The 13,611-nt window shown below is 68.5% G+C and carries 11 protein-coding genes; 2 read left to right on the forward strand and 9 right to left on the reverse strand.

What is annotated here, in order from left to right; translation table 11 throughout:
* Nucleotides 1–187: 187 nt before the first annotated feature.
* Nucleotides 188–2,689, reverse strand: coding sequence for an ATP-dependent helicase HrpB (gene hrpB / locus AC06DU_RS01500; protein WP_435014218.1), 2,502 nt, complete (start codon nucleotides 2,687–2,689; stop codon nucleotides 188–190).
* A 182-nt stretch (nucleotides 2,690–2,871) separates the two neighbouring features.
* On the opposite strand from hrpB, the gene AC06DU_RS01505 reads away from it, so the two are divergent.
* Complete coding sequence (locus AC06DU_RS01505; RefSeq protein WP_478203357.1) at nucleotides 2,872–4,989, forward strand: methyl-accepting chemotaxis protein; 2,118 nt, start codon at nucleotides 2,872–2,874, stop codon at nucleotides 4,987–4,989.
* 620 nt (nucleotides 4,990–5,609) lie between these two features.
* On the opposite strand, the gene AC06DU_RS01510 is transcribed toward AC06DU_RS01505, so the two are convergent.
* The 8 genes from AC06DU_RS01510 to AC06DU_RS01545 all read right to left on the reverse strand — a co-directional run bounded on the left by AC06DU_RS01510 (nucleotide 5,610) and on the right by AC06DU_RS01545 (nucleotide 12,219).
* Nucleotides 5,610–6,083: a YehS family protein gene (locus tag AC06DU_RS01510; protein ID WP_016901421.1), complete on the reverse strand. Its 474-nt coding sequence runs from the start codon at nucleotides 6,081–6,083 to the stop codon at nucleotides 5,610–5,612.
* Between the two features lie 104 nt (nucleotides 6,084–6,187).
* Nucleotides 6,188–6,547 (reverse strand): hydroxyisourate hydrolase, encoded by a 360-nt coding sequence (gene uraH / locus AC06DU_RS01515; RefSeq protein ID WP_016901422.1) that lies wholly within the window; start codon nucleotides 6,545–6,547, stop codon nucleotides 6,188–6,190.
* Nucleotides 6,517–7,938: an FAD-dependent urate hydroxylase HpyO gene (hpyO, locus tag AC06DU_RS01520; RefSeq protein WP_104593687.1), complete on the reverse strand. Its 1,422-nt coding sequence runs from the start codon at nucleotides 7,936–7,938 to the stop codon at nucleotides 6,517–6,519. The genes uraH and hpyO overlap by 31 nt, the downstream gene beginning before the upstream one ends.
* On the reverse strand, nucleotides 7,935–8,426 hold the full coding sequence (uraD, locus tag AC06DU_RS01525) for a 2-oxo-4-hydroxy-4-carboxy-5-ureidoimidazoline decarboxylase (protein ID WP_478203359.1): 492 nt from the start codon (nucleotides 8,424–8,426) through the stop codon (nucleotides 7,935–7,937). Before uraD ends, hpyO begins: the two co-directional genes overlap by 4 nt.
* Nucleotides 8,423–8,818 (reverse strand): oxalurate catabolism protein HpxZ, encoded by a 396-nt coding sequence (gene hpxZ / locus AC06DU_RS01530; RefSeq protein ID WP_102250850.1) that lies wholly within the window; start codon nucleotides 8,816–8,818, stop codon nucleotides 8,423–8,425. The genes uraD and hpxZ overlap by 4 nt, the downstream gene beginning before the upstream one ends.
* The gene (gene puuE / locus AC06DU_RS01535; protein WP_104543825.1) at nucleotides 8,815–9,705 is read right to left on the reverse strand and encodes an allantoinase PuuE; all 891 of its coding nucleotides are present in this window, start codon (nucleotides 9,703–9,705) and stop codon (nucleotides 8,815–8,817) included. The genes hpxZ and puuE overlap by 4 nt, the downstream gene beginning before the upstream one ends.
* A complete protein-coding gene (locus AC06DU_RS01540; RefSeq protein ID WP_435012368.1) occupies nucleotides 9,702–10,958 on the reverse strand; it encodes a pyridoxal-phosphate-dependent aminotransferase family protein in 1,257 nt (418 codons plus the stop codon). Before AC06DU_RS01540 ends, puuE begins: the two co-directional genes overlap by 4 nt.
* A complete protein-coding gene (locus AC06DU_RS01545) occupies nucleotides 10,948–12,219 on the reverse strand; it encodes an allantoate amidohydrolase (RefSeq protein ID WP_104609027.1) in 1,272 nt (423 codons plus the stop codon). The genes AC06DU_RS01540 and AC06DU_RS01545 overlap by 11 nt, the downstream gene beginning before the upstream one ends.
* Before the next feature lie 434 nt (nucleotides 12,220–12,653).
* Here AC06DU_RS01545 and AC06DU_RS01550 point away from each other — a divergent pair, with 434 nt between their 5' ends.
* Complete coding sequence (locus tag AC06DU_RS01550; RefSeq protein WP_024939822.1) at nucleotides 12,654–13,547, forward strand: LysR family transcriptional regulator; 894 nt, start codon at nucleotides 12,654–12,656, stop codon at nucleotides 13,545–13,547.
* Nucleotides 13,548–13,611: the final 64 nt, after the last annotated feature.

A 13,611-nucleotide genomic window follows, 5' to 3' on the forward strand; every position in this document is an offset into this window, starting at 1 on the left:
TGTTTACCTGGGTGCGACAGAAGCCTGCCCTGGCCGGTGTCGACGCTGACGTCGCTTCTCCCGCCGGAAGTAAGGTGCCCGACGGGTGGATGAGGGGACGGGCGAAGCCTCGTGCAATTGTAATTACACGAGGGCTTCGCACCGTACCCGCACCCTAACCCCTCTCCCGAGGGAAGAGGGGCTTACATCAGGTGCCGCGCGGTTTTGCCCGATGGGTTGCAGTCGCGGTCCATGGATCTTCCGGCCACGGATGTCTGGGATACCGCCCTTTCATCTCCTTCCTGACATCCGGGTACGTGGTGACCCAGAAGCTCTTCAAATCCTGCGTGACCTGCAACGGGCGTCCGCCGGGCGAGAGCAGATGCAGGGTCAGCGGGATGCGGCCGTCGGCGATGCGCGGGGTTTCAGCCAGGCCGAACAGTTCCTGCAGCTTGACCGCCAGCACCGGCGGCAACGGTTGCTCGGCGTGGTCGAGGGCGTAAACGATCTGCCGCTCCATGCCCGAGGGCACGCTAATGCGGGTGGGCGCATGGCGGTCGATCAGCTGGCGGCGGTCCCACGGCAGGGCGGCCTTGAGCGCCTCGCCCAGATTGGCCTCGTCCAGCGCATCCAGGCGGGTCTTGCCAGCGAAGGCCGGGCGCAGCCAGCTGTCCAGCGTCTCCAGCAACGCGGCGTCGGACAGGTCGGGCAGCGCAAGCTCGGGCATCCAGGCACGCAACGACTGCAGGCGGGCCCGCCATTGGCGCAGGCCGTCGGTCCACGGCAAGGCATCCAGGCCGAGCTGCCGCACCGCCTCGGTCAAGGCGCCGGCGGCCTGCGCTGGATCGACGCGGCCGGCCGGGCGGCTGTCGAGCACGATGCGATCGAAGCTGGATTGCCGACGCGCGACCAGGGCGCGCTTGTCCGCGTCCCACTGCACCAGATCCTGCTGCACGAAACGCTCGGGCACGCTGCGGCGCAGATAGCCTTCGTCCACCGGCGCGGCACGCAACAGCAGCGCGTCCTTGGCTTCGTAGCGCAGCTCGCTGGCAACCAGCCAGGGCTCGCCGCGCAGGTCGCTGTGGTCGAACAGGCGCGCGCTGCGGCCGTTGGCCAGCAGGTAGCGCAACGGGTCGTTGGGATGGCGTGTGGCAATGCGGTCGGGGAAGGCGTGCGAGAGCAGGTCGCCGAGCGCGTGCGCTTCCACGCTGGCGGGCGGAGCGCTGTCGCAGCGCAGCCGGCGGCGCCATTGTTTGGCGGCGCTGTCGATCGCGGCCAGGCCGCCGCGGTTGGCATCGTGCGCGCTGCGGCCTTGGCGGAATGCGGCCAGTGCGCGCCAGCGCGCAGCCAGTCCATCGCCGCCCTGACGCAGCGGGTCGCGCGCTTCCAGCAAGGCGGCCAGGTCGCAGGCCAGCGCCACGTGTGTCGCGTCGCCAGCCTGCGCCAGCATCGCGGCCAGACGCGGATGGGTGCCCAGCGCGAGCATGCGCCGGCCCAGTGCGGTGATGCCGCCGCTGCCGGTGAGCGCGCCCAGCCGCTGCAGCAATTCGTGCGCGGCGGCCAACGCACCGGCCGGCGGGGCATCCACGAAGCGCAGCGCGGCGCTGCCCCAGGCGGCCAGTTCCAGTGCCAGGCCGGCCAGCTCCACCTGGGTGATCTCCGCGCGCCGCTGCGGTTCCAGCCGCTGCGATTGCGGCCACAGCCGGTACGCCCAGCCGCTGGCCACACGCCCGGCGCGGCCGGCGCGCTGGTCGGCCGAGGCCTGCGCGATGGCGGTGATGTCCAGGCGCGAGAAGCCGCTGTTGGGATCGTAATGCGGCTCGCGCGCCAGCCCGCTGTCAATGACCACGCGCACGCCGGGCAGGGTGACCGATGACTCGGCGACGTTGGTCGCCAGCACCACGCGGCGGCGGCCGGATGGGTCGGGTTGCAGCACCTGGCTTTGCGCCTCGACCGCCAGCTCGCCGTGCAGCGGCAGCACCTGCACCGCCGGGTCGAGCACGTCCTGCAGCGCGCTGTGCACGCGTGCGATCTCGCGCTGGCCGGGCAGGAACACCAGCACATCGCCCGGGTGGGTGGACAAGGCGTGTTCCACCGCGCGCCGGGTCTGCGGCTCCAGCGCTTCGTCGCGGCGCGCGGGAAAGTGCGCGATCTCCACCGGGAAGCTGCGCCCGGCGCTGCTCAGGCGCGGCGCATCGAGAAAGCCGGCCAGGCGCTCGCCATCCAGCGTGGCCGACATCGCCACGATGCGCAGGTCCTCGCGTACCTGCGCCTGCACGTCCAGCGCCAGCGCCAGGCCAAGGTCGCCGGCCAGATGGCGCTCGTGGAACTCGTCGAACAGCAGCGCGCCGACGCTCTCCAGCATCGGGTCGTCCTGGATCAGCCGGGTCAGGATGCCTTCGGTGACGACCTCGATGCGGGTACGCGCGGAGGTCTTGTTCTCGAAGCGGATGCGGTAGCCCACCGTCTCGCCGACCGGCTCGCCCAACTGGCGCGCCATGAACACGGCGGCGCTGCGGGCGGCCACGCGCCGCGGTTCGAGCATCACGATCTTGCGGCCGGCCAGCCACGGTGCGTCCAGCAAGGCCAGCGGTACCTGGGTGGTCTTGCCGGCGCCGGGCGGGGCTTCCAGCACCAGCCGCGGATGGGCGGCCAGGCTGTCGCACAGCTGCGGCAGCAGGGGGGAGATCGGAAAGGCAGGCTCGGTCATGCGCGGGAAGGATACGGGCACGTCACAGATGACGCGACGGTCGGGCCGTCGGGTGAAGCCTGTCGGGGAATCCGGAAGTGCTATTACCTTTTAGGCATTCAAGGCTGACTTTGGCGCCGGCGCTGCTTCAGGCCGGCAGCGTGCCTGTCGATAACCGCTGTACTCCCCGATTTGGACGCCCCATGTCTGCTGCCACCCCGAAATTCGTCAGCCTGCAAAGCAAGCTGCTCGGCGCGCTCGCGCTGGGCCTGTCGGTCATCCTGCTGTGTGCCCTGGGCGGTCTGGGCACGGCGTGGCTGAGCCTGTCCGGCAAGGTGCCGCCGGAGGTGGCGCAGGCTTCCAGCAGCGAAGAGATCACCCGCGATTTCCGCCTGCAGGTGCAGGAGTGGAAGAACGTGCTGATCCGCGGGCGCGATCCGGCGCTGCTGGACAAGCATCTAAGCGCCTTCCGCGAGCAGGGCAGGAAGGTGCAGGCCAGCACCGCGGCGCTGGCCAAGGCAACCCAGGACCCGCAGGCGCGCACGCTGGCGCAGGACTTTGCCAAGGCGCATCTGGGTCTGCAGCGCAACTACGAAGCGGCGCTGGGCAAGTTTGCCGAGGCCGGCTACGACACCCAGGTGGGCGACCAGCTGGTCAAGGGCCAGGACCGCGCGCCCAGCCACACCCTCGAAGAACTGGTGAAGCGCAGCAAGACCCTGGCCGATGCGGCGGTGCTGGCCAGTTCGCAATCGGCGCAGCACAAGCTGGTGCTGTCGGCGGTGGCCACGATCGCCGCGGCGTTGTGCCTGGTGGCAGTGCTGGGCTGGTGGATCCGTCGCTCGATCGTGCGCCCGATCGAAAACGTCGCGCGTGCGGCACGCCAGGTGGCGGCCGGCGATCTGTCGGCGCGCGCGGCGGTCAGCACGCGCGATGAAATCGGTCTGCTCGGCCAGGCCATGGGCCAGGTGGTCAACACGCTCACCGACGTCTCCACCGCGCAGGCCGACATGGCACAGCGCCACGAAGCCGGGCAGATGAGTTACCGCATGGACGCGCAGGCCTTCCCGGGCGCGTACGGCCGCATGGTCGACGACACCAATGGCTTGATCGGCGCGCAGGTCGGTCTGATCGGCGACATGCTGCAGGTGATGCAGCATTACGCGGTCGGCGACATGTCGGTGGACATGCCGCGCCTGCCGGGCGAGAAAGCGCAGATCACCGAAGCGATGGACACCACCAAGCGCAACCTGGCGGCGATCAATGGCGAAATCCGTGGCCTGGTCGACGCGGCTGCGGCCGGCGACTTCGCCACGCGCGGCAATGCCGAGGCCTACCAGTTCGAATTCCGCGCCATGGTCAGCGGCGTCAACGGCCTGATGCAGAACGTGGACCAGAATCTGGCCGAGCTGTCGCAGCTGCTCAAGGCGATCGCCGATGGCGACCTGACCGCGCGCATGCACGGCAACCAGCAAGGCGTGTTCGCACGCATGCGCGACGATGCCAATGCCACCGTGCAGCGCCTGACCGATATCGTCGGCGACATTACCGTGGCCGCGCAGACCATTCGCACCGCCTCGGCAGAGATTGCCGCCGGCAACAACGACCTGGCCCAGCGCACCGAACAGCAGGCTGCCAACCTGGAAGAAACCGCTGCCTCGATGGAAGAGCTCACCTCCACCGTGCGCCAGAACGCCGACACCGCGCAGCAGGCCAGCCGCGGCGCGCAGGCGGCCGCGGAGATCGCCGGCCGTGGCGGCGAGATGGTGGCCAGCGTGGTCGACACCATGGGCGAGATCGAGGTGTCGTCCAAGAAGATTGCCGAGATCATCAGCGTCATCGACGGCATCGCCTTCCAGACCAACATCCTGGCCTTGAACGCGGCAGTGGAAGCGGCGCGTGCCGGCGAACAGGGCCGCGGCTTTGCCGTGGTCGCCTCGGAAGTGCGTGCGCTGGCGCAGCGTTCGGCCGGCGCGGCCAAGGAGGTCAAGCACCTGATCGACGCCTCGGTGGACAGCGTGGAGCGCGGCAGCGCGCGCGTGGATCAGGCCGGGCAGACGATGCAGCAGATCGTGCAGTCGGTGCAGCAGGTGACCACGCTGATTGCGGAGATTTCCGCCGCATCGCGCGAACAATCCTCCGGCATCGAGCAGGTCGCCCGCACCGTCAACGACATGGACGAAACCACCCAGCGCAATGCCGCACTGGTGGAAGAAGCCTCCGCCGCAGCACGTGCGATGGAAGAGCAAGCAGTGGAACTGAGCGAAGCCGTATCGGTGTTCCGCCTGGATGCACGCCGGCCGCGCCTGGCGGCTGCGGCTTGATTGCGTGAGGCGTTGTAGCGGCCCAGGTGCAGCTGCTTGAATCAAAAACCCGGTGCGTCGAGGGCGCGGTGCCCTCACCACCTGCGGGACACGCCGTGCATCCGTCCATGGAGGCTCCTTGGCGGCCTCCATGCCGCCAAGGGTCCCGCAAGCGGCGGGGACACCGCACCAGAGTGGTGGTCGGTGGCCCGGTCAAAACCTGTGTTTGCTTTGGGACGCCAAGGAGTTCGAGGTCGCCTTGTTCAAAGCTTGCCTGTTGCTAGGCGTCGATTAAGAGGCTAACTGGACGCCCATAATTCGCACAATGCACGTCATGCATTGCTTGCACCAAGCACACCGACCATCTCGCTTGGTCCTTGCCCGTCCACCGTCGCGGGACCTTACGCGGCATGGATGCCGCGTAAGAGCCTACACGGACGTACTTGCGGCGTGTCCTGCGATGGTGGGCGGGCAAGGGCCATGCAGCCAAGCTGCAGATCGACCGCTCCACGATCGATCCATCTACACCATCCAGTCACTTCGAGACACACGAAAACTGCGCTAAAAACCTGCGGATTCAAGTCGCAGCGTCGTCGGACGACCAAGCCAGGCCAAACCAGTCCGACCTCAGTATCCGGTCATCAACCCGCTTCGCGCATCCGCGCGGTCAGGCCCTTGAGGAAGGCGCGCAGCAACTGGTCGCCGCAGGGGCGAAAATTCTTGTGGCCGGGCTGGCGGAACAGCGCGGACAGTTCCGGCTTGGACAGCGGGAAGCCGGCGCTGGCGAAGATGGCGTGCATGTCCACGTCTTTCAGCTCGAAGGCCACGCGCAGTTTCTTCAGCACCAGGTTGTTGCCGACGCGGGTTTCCAGCGGGCGCACCGGCTGGCTCTCGTCACGGCCGCGAAAACGCAGCACCAGGCCATCGAGGAAGCGTGCCAGCATCGCGTCGGTGCAGGGCTCGAAACCGGGCTCGTCTTCCTTCTTCAGCCAGGCCTGTACCTGCGGCTTGTCGAGCGCGAACTCCGGGTCGGCCAGGTGGGTGATCTCCACCACCTTGTCGTCGCTGAGGTCGAGCATGTAGCGGATGCTGCGCAGTACATCGTTGTGGATCATGACAATTCCGGGGCCCCGGCCTGTCGCCGGAAAGGCGCCATTCTACGGGGCCGATGCGGAACGCGGCGTGTGCCCCGCCGATCTGTCGCCGAACCGGCGGCCGCTCAGCTGCCGCGATAGGTGGAATACCCGTACGGCGAGAGCAGCAGCGGCACGTGGTAATGGCCGTCGTCGGCGATGCCGAACGCGATCGGCACCTGTTCCAGGAAGGGTGGGTCGGGCAGTGCGGTGCCGGCGGCCCGCCAATAGCCGGCCACCTCGAATTCCAGCCGGTAGCGGCCGGGTTGCAGCGTGAGCGCGGCCAGTTCGGGGCAGCGCCCGTCCTGGTTGGTGACCCCGTCGAAGTGCAGCGTGGCGCCGGCGAACAGGCGCAAGGCGATGCCGGCGGCGGGGCGGCCCGTGGCCGTATCCAGCACGTGGGTGGACAGCGTGCTCATGCCACCGCCTGGGTCGGTTGCGGCCATTGGCCGACGAACTCGGGCTGGTCGTAAGCCAGATAGCTGTCGACGATGGCCTGGCGGTCGTCCAGGAACAGCTGGTCGGCCACCGCGCGGGCCAGCCGCGGCAGCGCGACCTTGAGCCCGGACAGCGCCGCCGCCGACGGGCCGTGGTTGATCAGCGCCGAATAGTTGAAGGCGAACAAACCGTGCAGCAGCGCGGCATCGTCGGGCGTGCGCGGCAGCAGTTCGAAGCCCGGGCCCAGGTAGGGATGCGCATCCAGCACCGGATTGGCCTGGCCCGGCGGCGGCTGGTAGCGGTCGCCCCAGCAGGCGATGCGCCCGGACAGCGCGGCCAGTTCCGGGCGCAGTTGCGGGTCGGTGACCAGGCCGGTGGCAACGGCCAGAAAATCGAAGCGGTGCTCGCCCTGTGGCGTGCGCACCACCACCTCGCCATCGCGCTCGGCCACCTCCAGCCATGGCGCGCCCAGGTGCAGCGCGAAGCCGGCATGCGCGCAGGCACGCTGGAAGGTGTCGTTGGTCGGCGGCTGGTTGTGTGCGAAGAAGCTGGCCATCATCCGGTACTTGTCCGCATCCGGCAGCGTCAGAAAGCGCGGGATGATGCCGGCCTGTTCCATGTGGCGGAATGGATTGATGCGCGGCAATGCGCTGCGGCGCACGAACACCTCGGCACTGGCGACGCCTTGATCCAGCGCGAAACAGGCGTTGTCGAACGCGGAGGCGCCACCGCCCAGGATGCCCACGCGCTTGCCGGCCAGCGCGGCGAAGTCGATGTGGCCGGAGGTATGCGCATAGCGCTGTGCGGGCAGGGCGCCGCTGATCCAGTCCGGCACCATCCACTGGCCGCCGCCCTGGATGCCGGTGGCCAGGATCAGCTTGCGCGTCAGCAGCGGCGCGCCCATCGCCAGATGCAGGCGATGGATGCCCGGCGCCACGTCCGGTTCCACCCGCGCCAGCCGCGTGGCATTGCGCACCGGCAGGCGCAGCACCGCGCGGTACCAGCGCAGGTAGTCCATCCAGCTGCCGCGCGGGATCTTGTCCAGCGCGTCCCAGCCGGCGCCGCCGTGTTGCGCCTCCCACCAGGCGCGAAAGGTCAGCGATGGCACGCCCAGGTCGATCGAGGTGATCTGCTTGGGCGTGCGCAAGGTCTGCATGCGCGCGTAGGTCACCCACGGGCCTTCCTGCCCGGCCGGGTTCTCATCGATGACCAGCAGGTTGTGCACGCGCTCGCGTTGCAGTGCGAACGCCGCGCCCAGGCCGCTCTGGCCGGCGCCGACGATGACCACGTCATACACATGCCCTGCCGGATGCACGCGCGGCTGCGTCCAGGCATCGCCGCCGTGGGCCAGGCGTTGCAGGTCGTGGTGGAGCTCGCGTTCGAGTTGGGCCAGGCTCATGGCAGTGCCTCCAGGCGCAGTTGCACGATCTTGCCGATCTCGGCGAGGGCGGTGGACAGTTCTTCGCTGCGCGAGGCATCCAGCCGGTGTTCCAGTGCGGCGAGGATGCCGGCCTTGTCGTGCAGCCGCACACAGATCACGAACGGAAATCCGAAGCGATGGCGATAGGCCTGATTGAGCGCGTGGAAGCGCTTGAATTCGGCTTCGCTGAGCCGGTCCAATCCGGCCGAGGCCTGCTCGGCGGCCGACGCGGCGGTGAGCGTGCGGTCGATCGCCGCCTTGCCCGCCAGCTCCGGATGCGCGCGGATCAACGCAACCTGGTCTTCCTGCGACGCGTCGAACACCACCTGCATCAGCCCGCGGTACACATCGGCGAACGGACGCCGCCGTGCAGCGCGTTCGACCACCCACGGCGAATGCTCGAACAGCTCGCGGTAGCGCGCCACGAAGGCGGCATCGTCCAGCACGCTGTCGTCGATCACGCTCATGCATGCGTCCCCTGCAGCGAGACATGCGCGGCCACCACTTTCCAGCCGTCGGCAAAACGCACCCAGCTCTGGCTCTGGCGGCCGCGCGCGCTGCTGCCGTCGCGGATAAATTCTGCATGCGTGGTGGCGAAGTCGTGGCCGAAGCCATGCACTTCAACATGTGCGAGCTGGCGCTGTGGCGAGCCGCCGCGGCCGATGCGGAAGGCGCGGATCGCCTCGATGCCGTACAGCACCTCGCCCACGCCGTAGCGGACCGTGCTGGGTGCCGGGTGGAACAGCGCATCCATTGCGGCGATGTCGTCGTCCATCAGGGCCTGTTCGTAGGCATGGAAGGCGGCGGTCACTTGCGCGATCACCTCGGGCAGGTCGATGTCGGCTGTGTCGATGCTCATGCCGGATGGACCTGCAGCCAATGCCGCGCAATATCGATGCGGCGCGCAATCCAGGCATCGCCGCTGGCCAACACGTGATCGACGAAACGTGCCAGGGCCGCCGCGCGCGCCGGCTTGCCGACGATGCGCCCGTGCAGGCCGACCGACAGCATGCGCCCGCCTTCGCTGCGCAGTTGCTCGAAGCCATCGCGCAGATAGCGGAAGAACGGCTCGCCATCGGCAAAGCCGTTGTAGGCGACGAATTTCATGTCATTGGCGTCCAGCGTGTACGGCACGATCAACTGCGCACGGCCGTGCCGGTGGTCGTAGTACGGCACATCGTCGGCGTAGCTGTCGGCATCGTAGACAAAGCCGCCTTCCTCGGCGACCAGCCGCGCGGTGTTGGGGCTGGTGCGGCCCTGGTACCAGCCGAGCGGGCGGCTGCCGGTGGCGCGGGTGTGCACGGCGATGGCTTCGGCGATATGCGCACGCTCGGTGGCTTCATCCACATGCTGGTAATCGATCCAGCGCAGGCCGTGGCTGGCGATCTCCCAGTCGGCGGCCTGCATCGCGGCGACCGCTTCGGGATTGGAGGCCAGCGCCTGCGACACGCCGAATACGGTCACCGGCACATTGCGCGCAGTGAACAGCCGGTGCAGCCGCCAGAAGCCGGCACGGCTGCCGTATTCGTACAGGCTTTCCATCGCCATGGCACGCGCGCCGGGCTGCGCTTGCGTGCCGACCATCTCCGACAGGAAGGCTTCCGAGCCGGCATCGCCGTTGAGCACGCAGTTTTCCGCGCCCTCTTCGTAATTGATGACGAACTGCACTGCGATGCGCGCGCCACCGGGCCACTGCGCCGCAGGCGGGGTGGCGCCATAGCCGACCAGGTCGCGCGCCGTGTTCATGCCTGCGGCTCCGCGTGCCAGGCCGCCAGTGCGGCTTCCACCGCCAGCCCTGGTGTGCAGGCGTAGCCTTCGGCGCGCAGCACCGCTTCCAGCGCGGCCAGGGTGATCAGCACCTTGTGCTTCATCGCGTTGTAGCCCATCGCGCCGATACGCCAGATCCTGCCCTGCAACGGCCCGAACGCGGTACCGATCTCGATCTCGAAATCCTCGCGCATGCGCCGGCGCACCGCATCGCTGTCGATGCCGTGCGGAATCACCACGCCGGTGACGTTGGTCATGCGGTGCGCATCGTCGCCGAACACCTCCAGCCCCAGCGCGCGGATGCCGGCACTCACCGCACGCCCGGCGGCAGCGTGGCGGGCGAAGCGGGCGTCCAGGCCTTCCTGCAGCGCCACGCGCGCGCATTCGCGGGCGCCGTACAACATGGTGGTGGCTTCGGTGTGGTGATTGAGGCGCTTGTCCGACCAGTAATCCATGATCATCGCCAGATCGAAATAATTCGAGGCGATGCGCGGCCCGCTGCCATTGACGATGTCCTCGCGCACGATGCCGCGCTCGACATGGCGACGCGCGAAGATCGCCTCGGCCGCCGCGTCGGAGACGGTGATCGGCGCCGAGCCGGACGGCCCGCCCAGGCATTTCTGCAGCCCGCCGGTGACCACGTCCACGTCCCAGCGATCGCTGGCGATGGGCATGCCGCCGATGGTGGCGGTGGCATCGACGTAACTCAGCGCGCCGGCCGCGCGGCACAGCGCGCCGAGGCCATCCAGCGGCTGGGCCATGGTGGTGGAGGTGTCGCCGTGCACGGTAGCGACCAATTTGGGTGCCACGCGCTCGATCGCCTCGGCGATTGCAGCAAGCGACACCACCTCGCCCCAGGGCGCATCCACGGTGTGCACGTCGGCACCGAGCCGGCCCAGGATCTCGGTGAGCAGCAGGCCGAAGCGGCCGAAGTTGATCACCAGCACGCGGTCGCCCGGGCTGACCAGCGACACCAGCGCCGCCTCGATGCCGGCGCGTGCGGTGCCGTCGACCAGAAACGTCCAGCGATTCTCGGTGCCGAACAGCGGCCGGTACAGCGCCATCACCTCGTTCATGTAGGTGGTCATTTCCGGATCGAACTGGCCGAGCAGATCGGCGGCCATCGCGCGCAGCACGCGCGGATGCGCATTGACCGGGCCCGGGCCCATCAGCAGCCGTTGCGGGGGATCGAGCTCGCCGAAGGTATGCAGGTGACGCAGATCAGGTGACAAGGGGATCTCCCAGGTGTTCGATGAAGTGGCGCATGACCGCCAGTGCGAGCTCGGCATCGGCCGGGGCCACGTGTTCGTCCGGATGATGGCTGATGCCGCCGGCGCAGCGCACGAACAGCATCGCGGTGGGGCAGAGCGCAGCCATCACCATCGCATCGTGGCCGGCGCCGGACACCAACTGGCGCGGCGCGACGCCTTGTGCGGCGACTGCGTGTTGCAGACGGGTCATCAGTGCCGGTGCGCAGGGGCTGGCGGCCAGCGTCTGCAATGGGTCGATGGCGATGGCGATGTTGCGGGTTTTGCTGATACGGGCCAGTGCGCGTTCGATTTCCAGCACTGCCGCATCGCGCGTTGCATCGTCGCCGGCACGCACGTCCAGCGTGCAGTCCACCCGGCCGGGCACCACGTTGGTGGCACCGGGTGCGACCTGCAGCTTGCCGACCGTGGCGACCAGGTCGTCGCTGCCGGCGCGTGCAATCCCTTCGATCGCCAGCAGGGCCTCCGCAGCGGCGCTCAATGCATCGCGACGCAAGGCCATGGTGGTGGTGCCGGCGTGGCCGGCGCGGCCGTCGAAGCGCAGGGCAAAGCGCCGCTGCGCGGCGATCGCGGTGACGATGCCGACCGGCAGGCCTTCGGCTTCCAGCACCGGGCCTTGTTCGATGTGGGTTTCCAGATAGGCAAGCACGCTGCCGGGCGCGCGTGCGGCGTGTTGTAGGTGCGCGATGTCCAGATCCCAGTCGGCTAGCGCGCTGGCCACGTCGGTGCCGGCCGCGTCGGTGACCGCCAGCGTGGCGGGGTCGAGCGTGCCGGCGACTGCGCGGCTGCAGAACATCGAGGCAGGAAAGCGCGACCCTTCCTCATCGCCGAAGGCGATCACCTCAATCGCGAACGGCAGGCGCCGCCCTTGGGCGTGCAGCGCGGCGACGCATTCGATGCCAAGCAGGATGCCGAGCGGGCCGTCATAACGCCCGGCATCGCGCACGCTGTCCAGATGGCTGCCGATCAGCAGCGCCGGTGCGTCGGCATGCGCGCCTTCGTAACGCCCGATCAGGTTGGCCGCTGCGTCCAGACGCACCTGCATGCCGGCCTGGCGCATCCATTCGCCCACCTGTGCGACGGCGGCGCGATGCGCCGGGCTGAGCCAGGCGCGGAACAGCCCGCCGGGCGTGTCGCTGTAGGGCGTAACACCCAGGGCGTCGCAGCGGTCGACCGCGCGTGCGCCCGAGCTGTGGACGGGTGAGCGGCGTTGCGCGCTCAGCATCGGGGGCCGTGCTGGGGTGTTGTTTCAACGCAGCTGCCAGGACCGCGATGCGACAGGGACTGATGCATGGAGCCTCCGCAGGCGGTGTGGAAAGGGGCCGGATATCGCCGACGTTGATCGCCTCGCAGCAATGGCATCAGGTGCTGGCGCGGCCGGCGACGGCCGTCGAATCGACTATACGAACCGGTCCCGTCACCCCAAAGCGGTTTTTTTAGGGTCGGGCGTTGCAAAAAATGCGACGGGCAGTTTGTGGCCGGCGTTGTTCCATCTCCCTCCGGGAGAAGCTGCCCGAAGGACGGATGCGGGTGCGGCAGCGTCGAGATAGCTGAGCAGCCGTACCCTCACCCCAACCCCTCTCCCGCAAGAGCGGGGCTTTGGGATTCCTTTTTCACCGGCTGCTACAGTCATGTGGATTCCATGAAAGAGATTCACCAATGGCGCGCGACAACTTCAAGGACCTGCTGGCGCTGATCGCCATCGTTCGCGAGGGCAGCTTTACCCGCGCTGCCGCCAAGCTGGGCGTTTCGCAGTCGGCGCTGAGTCACACCATCCGCGGGCTGGAAGCGACGCTGGGTCTGCGCCTGCTGACCCGCACCACGCGCAGCGTGGCGCCCACCGAAGCCGGCGAGCGGCTGATCCAGACGGTGGCGCCGCGCTTTGCCGAAATCGAAGAGGCGCTGTCTGCGCTCGGCGAAATGCGCGACACACCCGCAGGCACCGTGCGCATCACCGCTACCGACTACGCCGCGCGCGCGATCCTGTGGCCCAAGCTGTCCAGGCTGCTGCGCGACTACCCGGAGATCAAGGTCGAGATCGTGGTCGACAACGGCCTGACCGACATCGTCGCCGACCGCTACGACCTGGGCGTACGGCTGGGCGACCAGGTGGAAAAGGACATGATCGCCGCGCGCATCGCGCCGGACATGCGCATGGCCATCGTCGCCGCGCCGTCCTATTTCGCGCGTCGGCCCATCCCCAAGACGCCGCAGGACCTCACCGCGCACAGCTGCATCAACCTGCGCATGAAGACCGCCGGTGGCATCTACGCCTGGGAGCTGGAAAAGGACGGCCGCGAAGTCATCGTGCGCGTGGATGGCCAGCTGACCTTCAACGGCACCTACGAAGCGCTGGACGCGGCGGTGGATGGCTTCGGCATCGCGTTCGTGCAGGAGGATCTGGCGCGCCCGCATATCAAGGCCGGACGGCTGCGCTGGGTGATGAAGGACTGGTCGCCGACCTGGCCGGGCTTGCACGCGTTCTATCCCAGCCGCCGCCATTCCTCGTCCGCCTTCAACCTCGTCGTGGATGCGCTGCGCTACAAGGGTTGAGGGTCCGCGCCAGGCAGAGGCGCTCGACGCAGGCAAGTGGTTGATGAGCGGGCTTCATAAGCCC

The sequence above is a fragment of the Xanthomonas sp. NCPPB 3200 genome, assembly GCF_056393585.1.

Bases quoted from the DNA above. Each gene is read 5' to 3' on its own strand.
- hrpB (WP_435014218.1), bottom strand. From the start codon at position 2,689: ATGACCGAGCCTGCCTTTCCGATCTCCCCCCTGCTGCCGCAGCTGTGC.
- AC06DU_RS01505 (WP_478203357.1), top strand. From the start codon at position 2,872: ATGTCTGCTGCCACCCCGAAATTCGTCAGCCTGCAAAGCAAGCTGCTC.
- AC06DU_RS01510 (WP_016901421.1), bottom strand. From the start codon at position 6,083: ATGATCCACAACGATGTACTGCGCAGCATCCGCTACATGCTCGACCTC.
- uraH (WP_016901422.1), bottom strand. From the start codon at position 6,547: ATGGCCGCAACCGACCCAGGCGGTGGCATGAGCACGCTGTCCACCCAC.
- hpyO (WP_104593687.1), bottom strand. From the start codon at position 7,938: ATGAGCCTGGCCCAACTCGAACGCGAGCTCCACCACGACCTGCAACGC.
- uraD (WP_478203359.1), bottom strand. From the start codon at position 8,426: ATGAGCGTGATCGACGACAGCGTGCTGGACGATGCCGCCTTCGTGGCG.
- hpxZ (WP_102250850.1), bottom strand. From the start codon at position 8,818: ATGAGCATCGACACAGCCGACATCGACCTGCCCGAGGTGATCGCGCAA.
- puuE (WP_104543825.1), bottom strand. From the start codon at position 9,705: ATGAACACGGCGCGCGACCTGGTCGGCTATGGCGCCACCCCGCCTGCG.
- AC06DU_RS01545 (WP_104609027.1), bottom strand. From the start codon at position 12,219: ATGCTGAGCGCGCAACGCCGCTCACCCGTCCACAGCTCGGGCGCACGC.
- AC06DU_RS01550 (WP_024939822.1), top strand. From the start codon at position 12,654: ATGGCGCGCGACAACTTCAAGGACCTGCTGGCGCTGATCGCCATCGTT.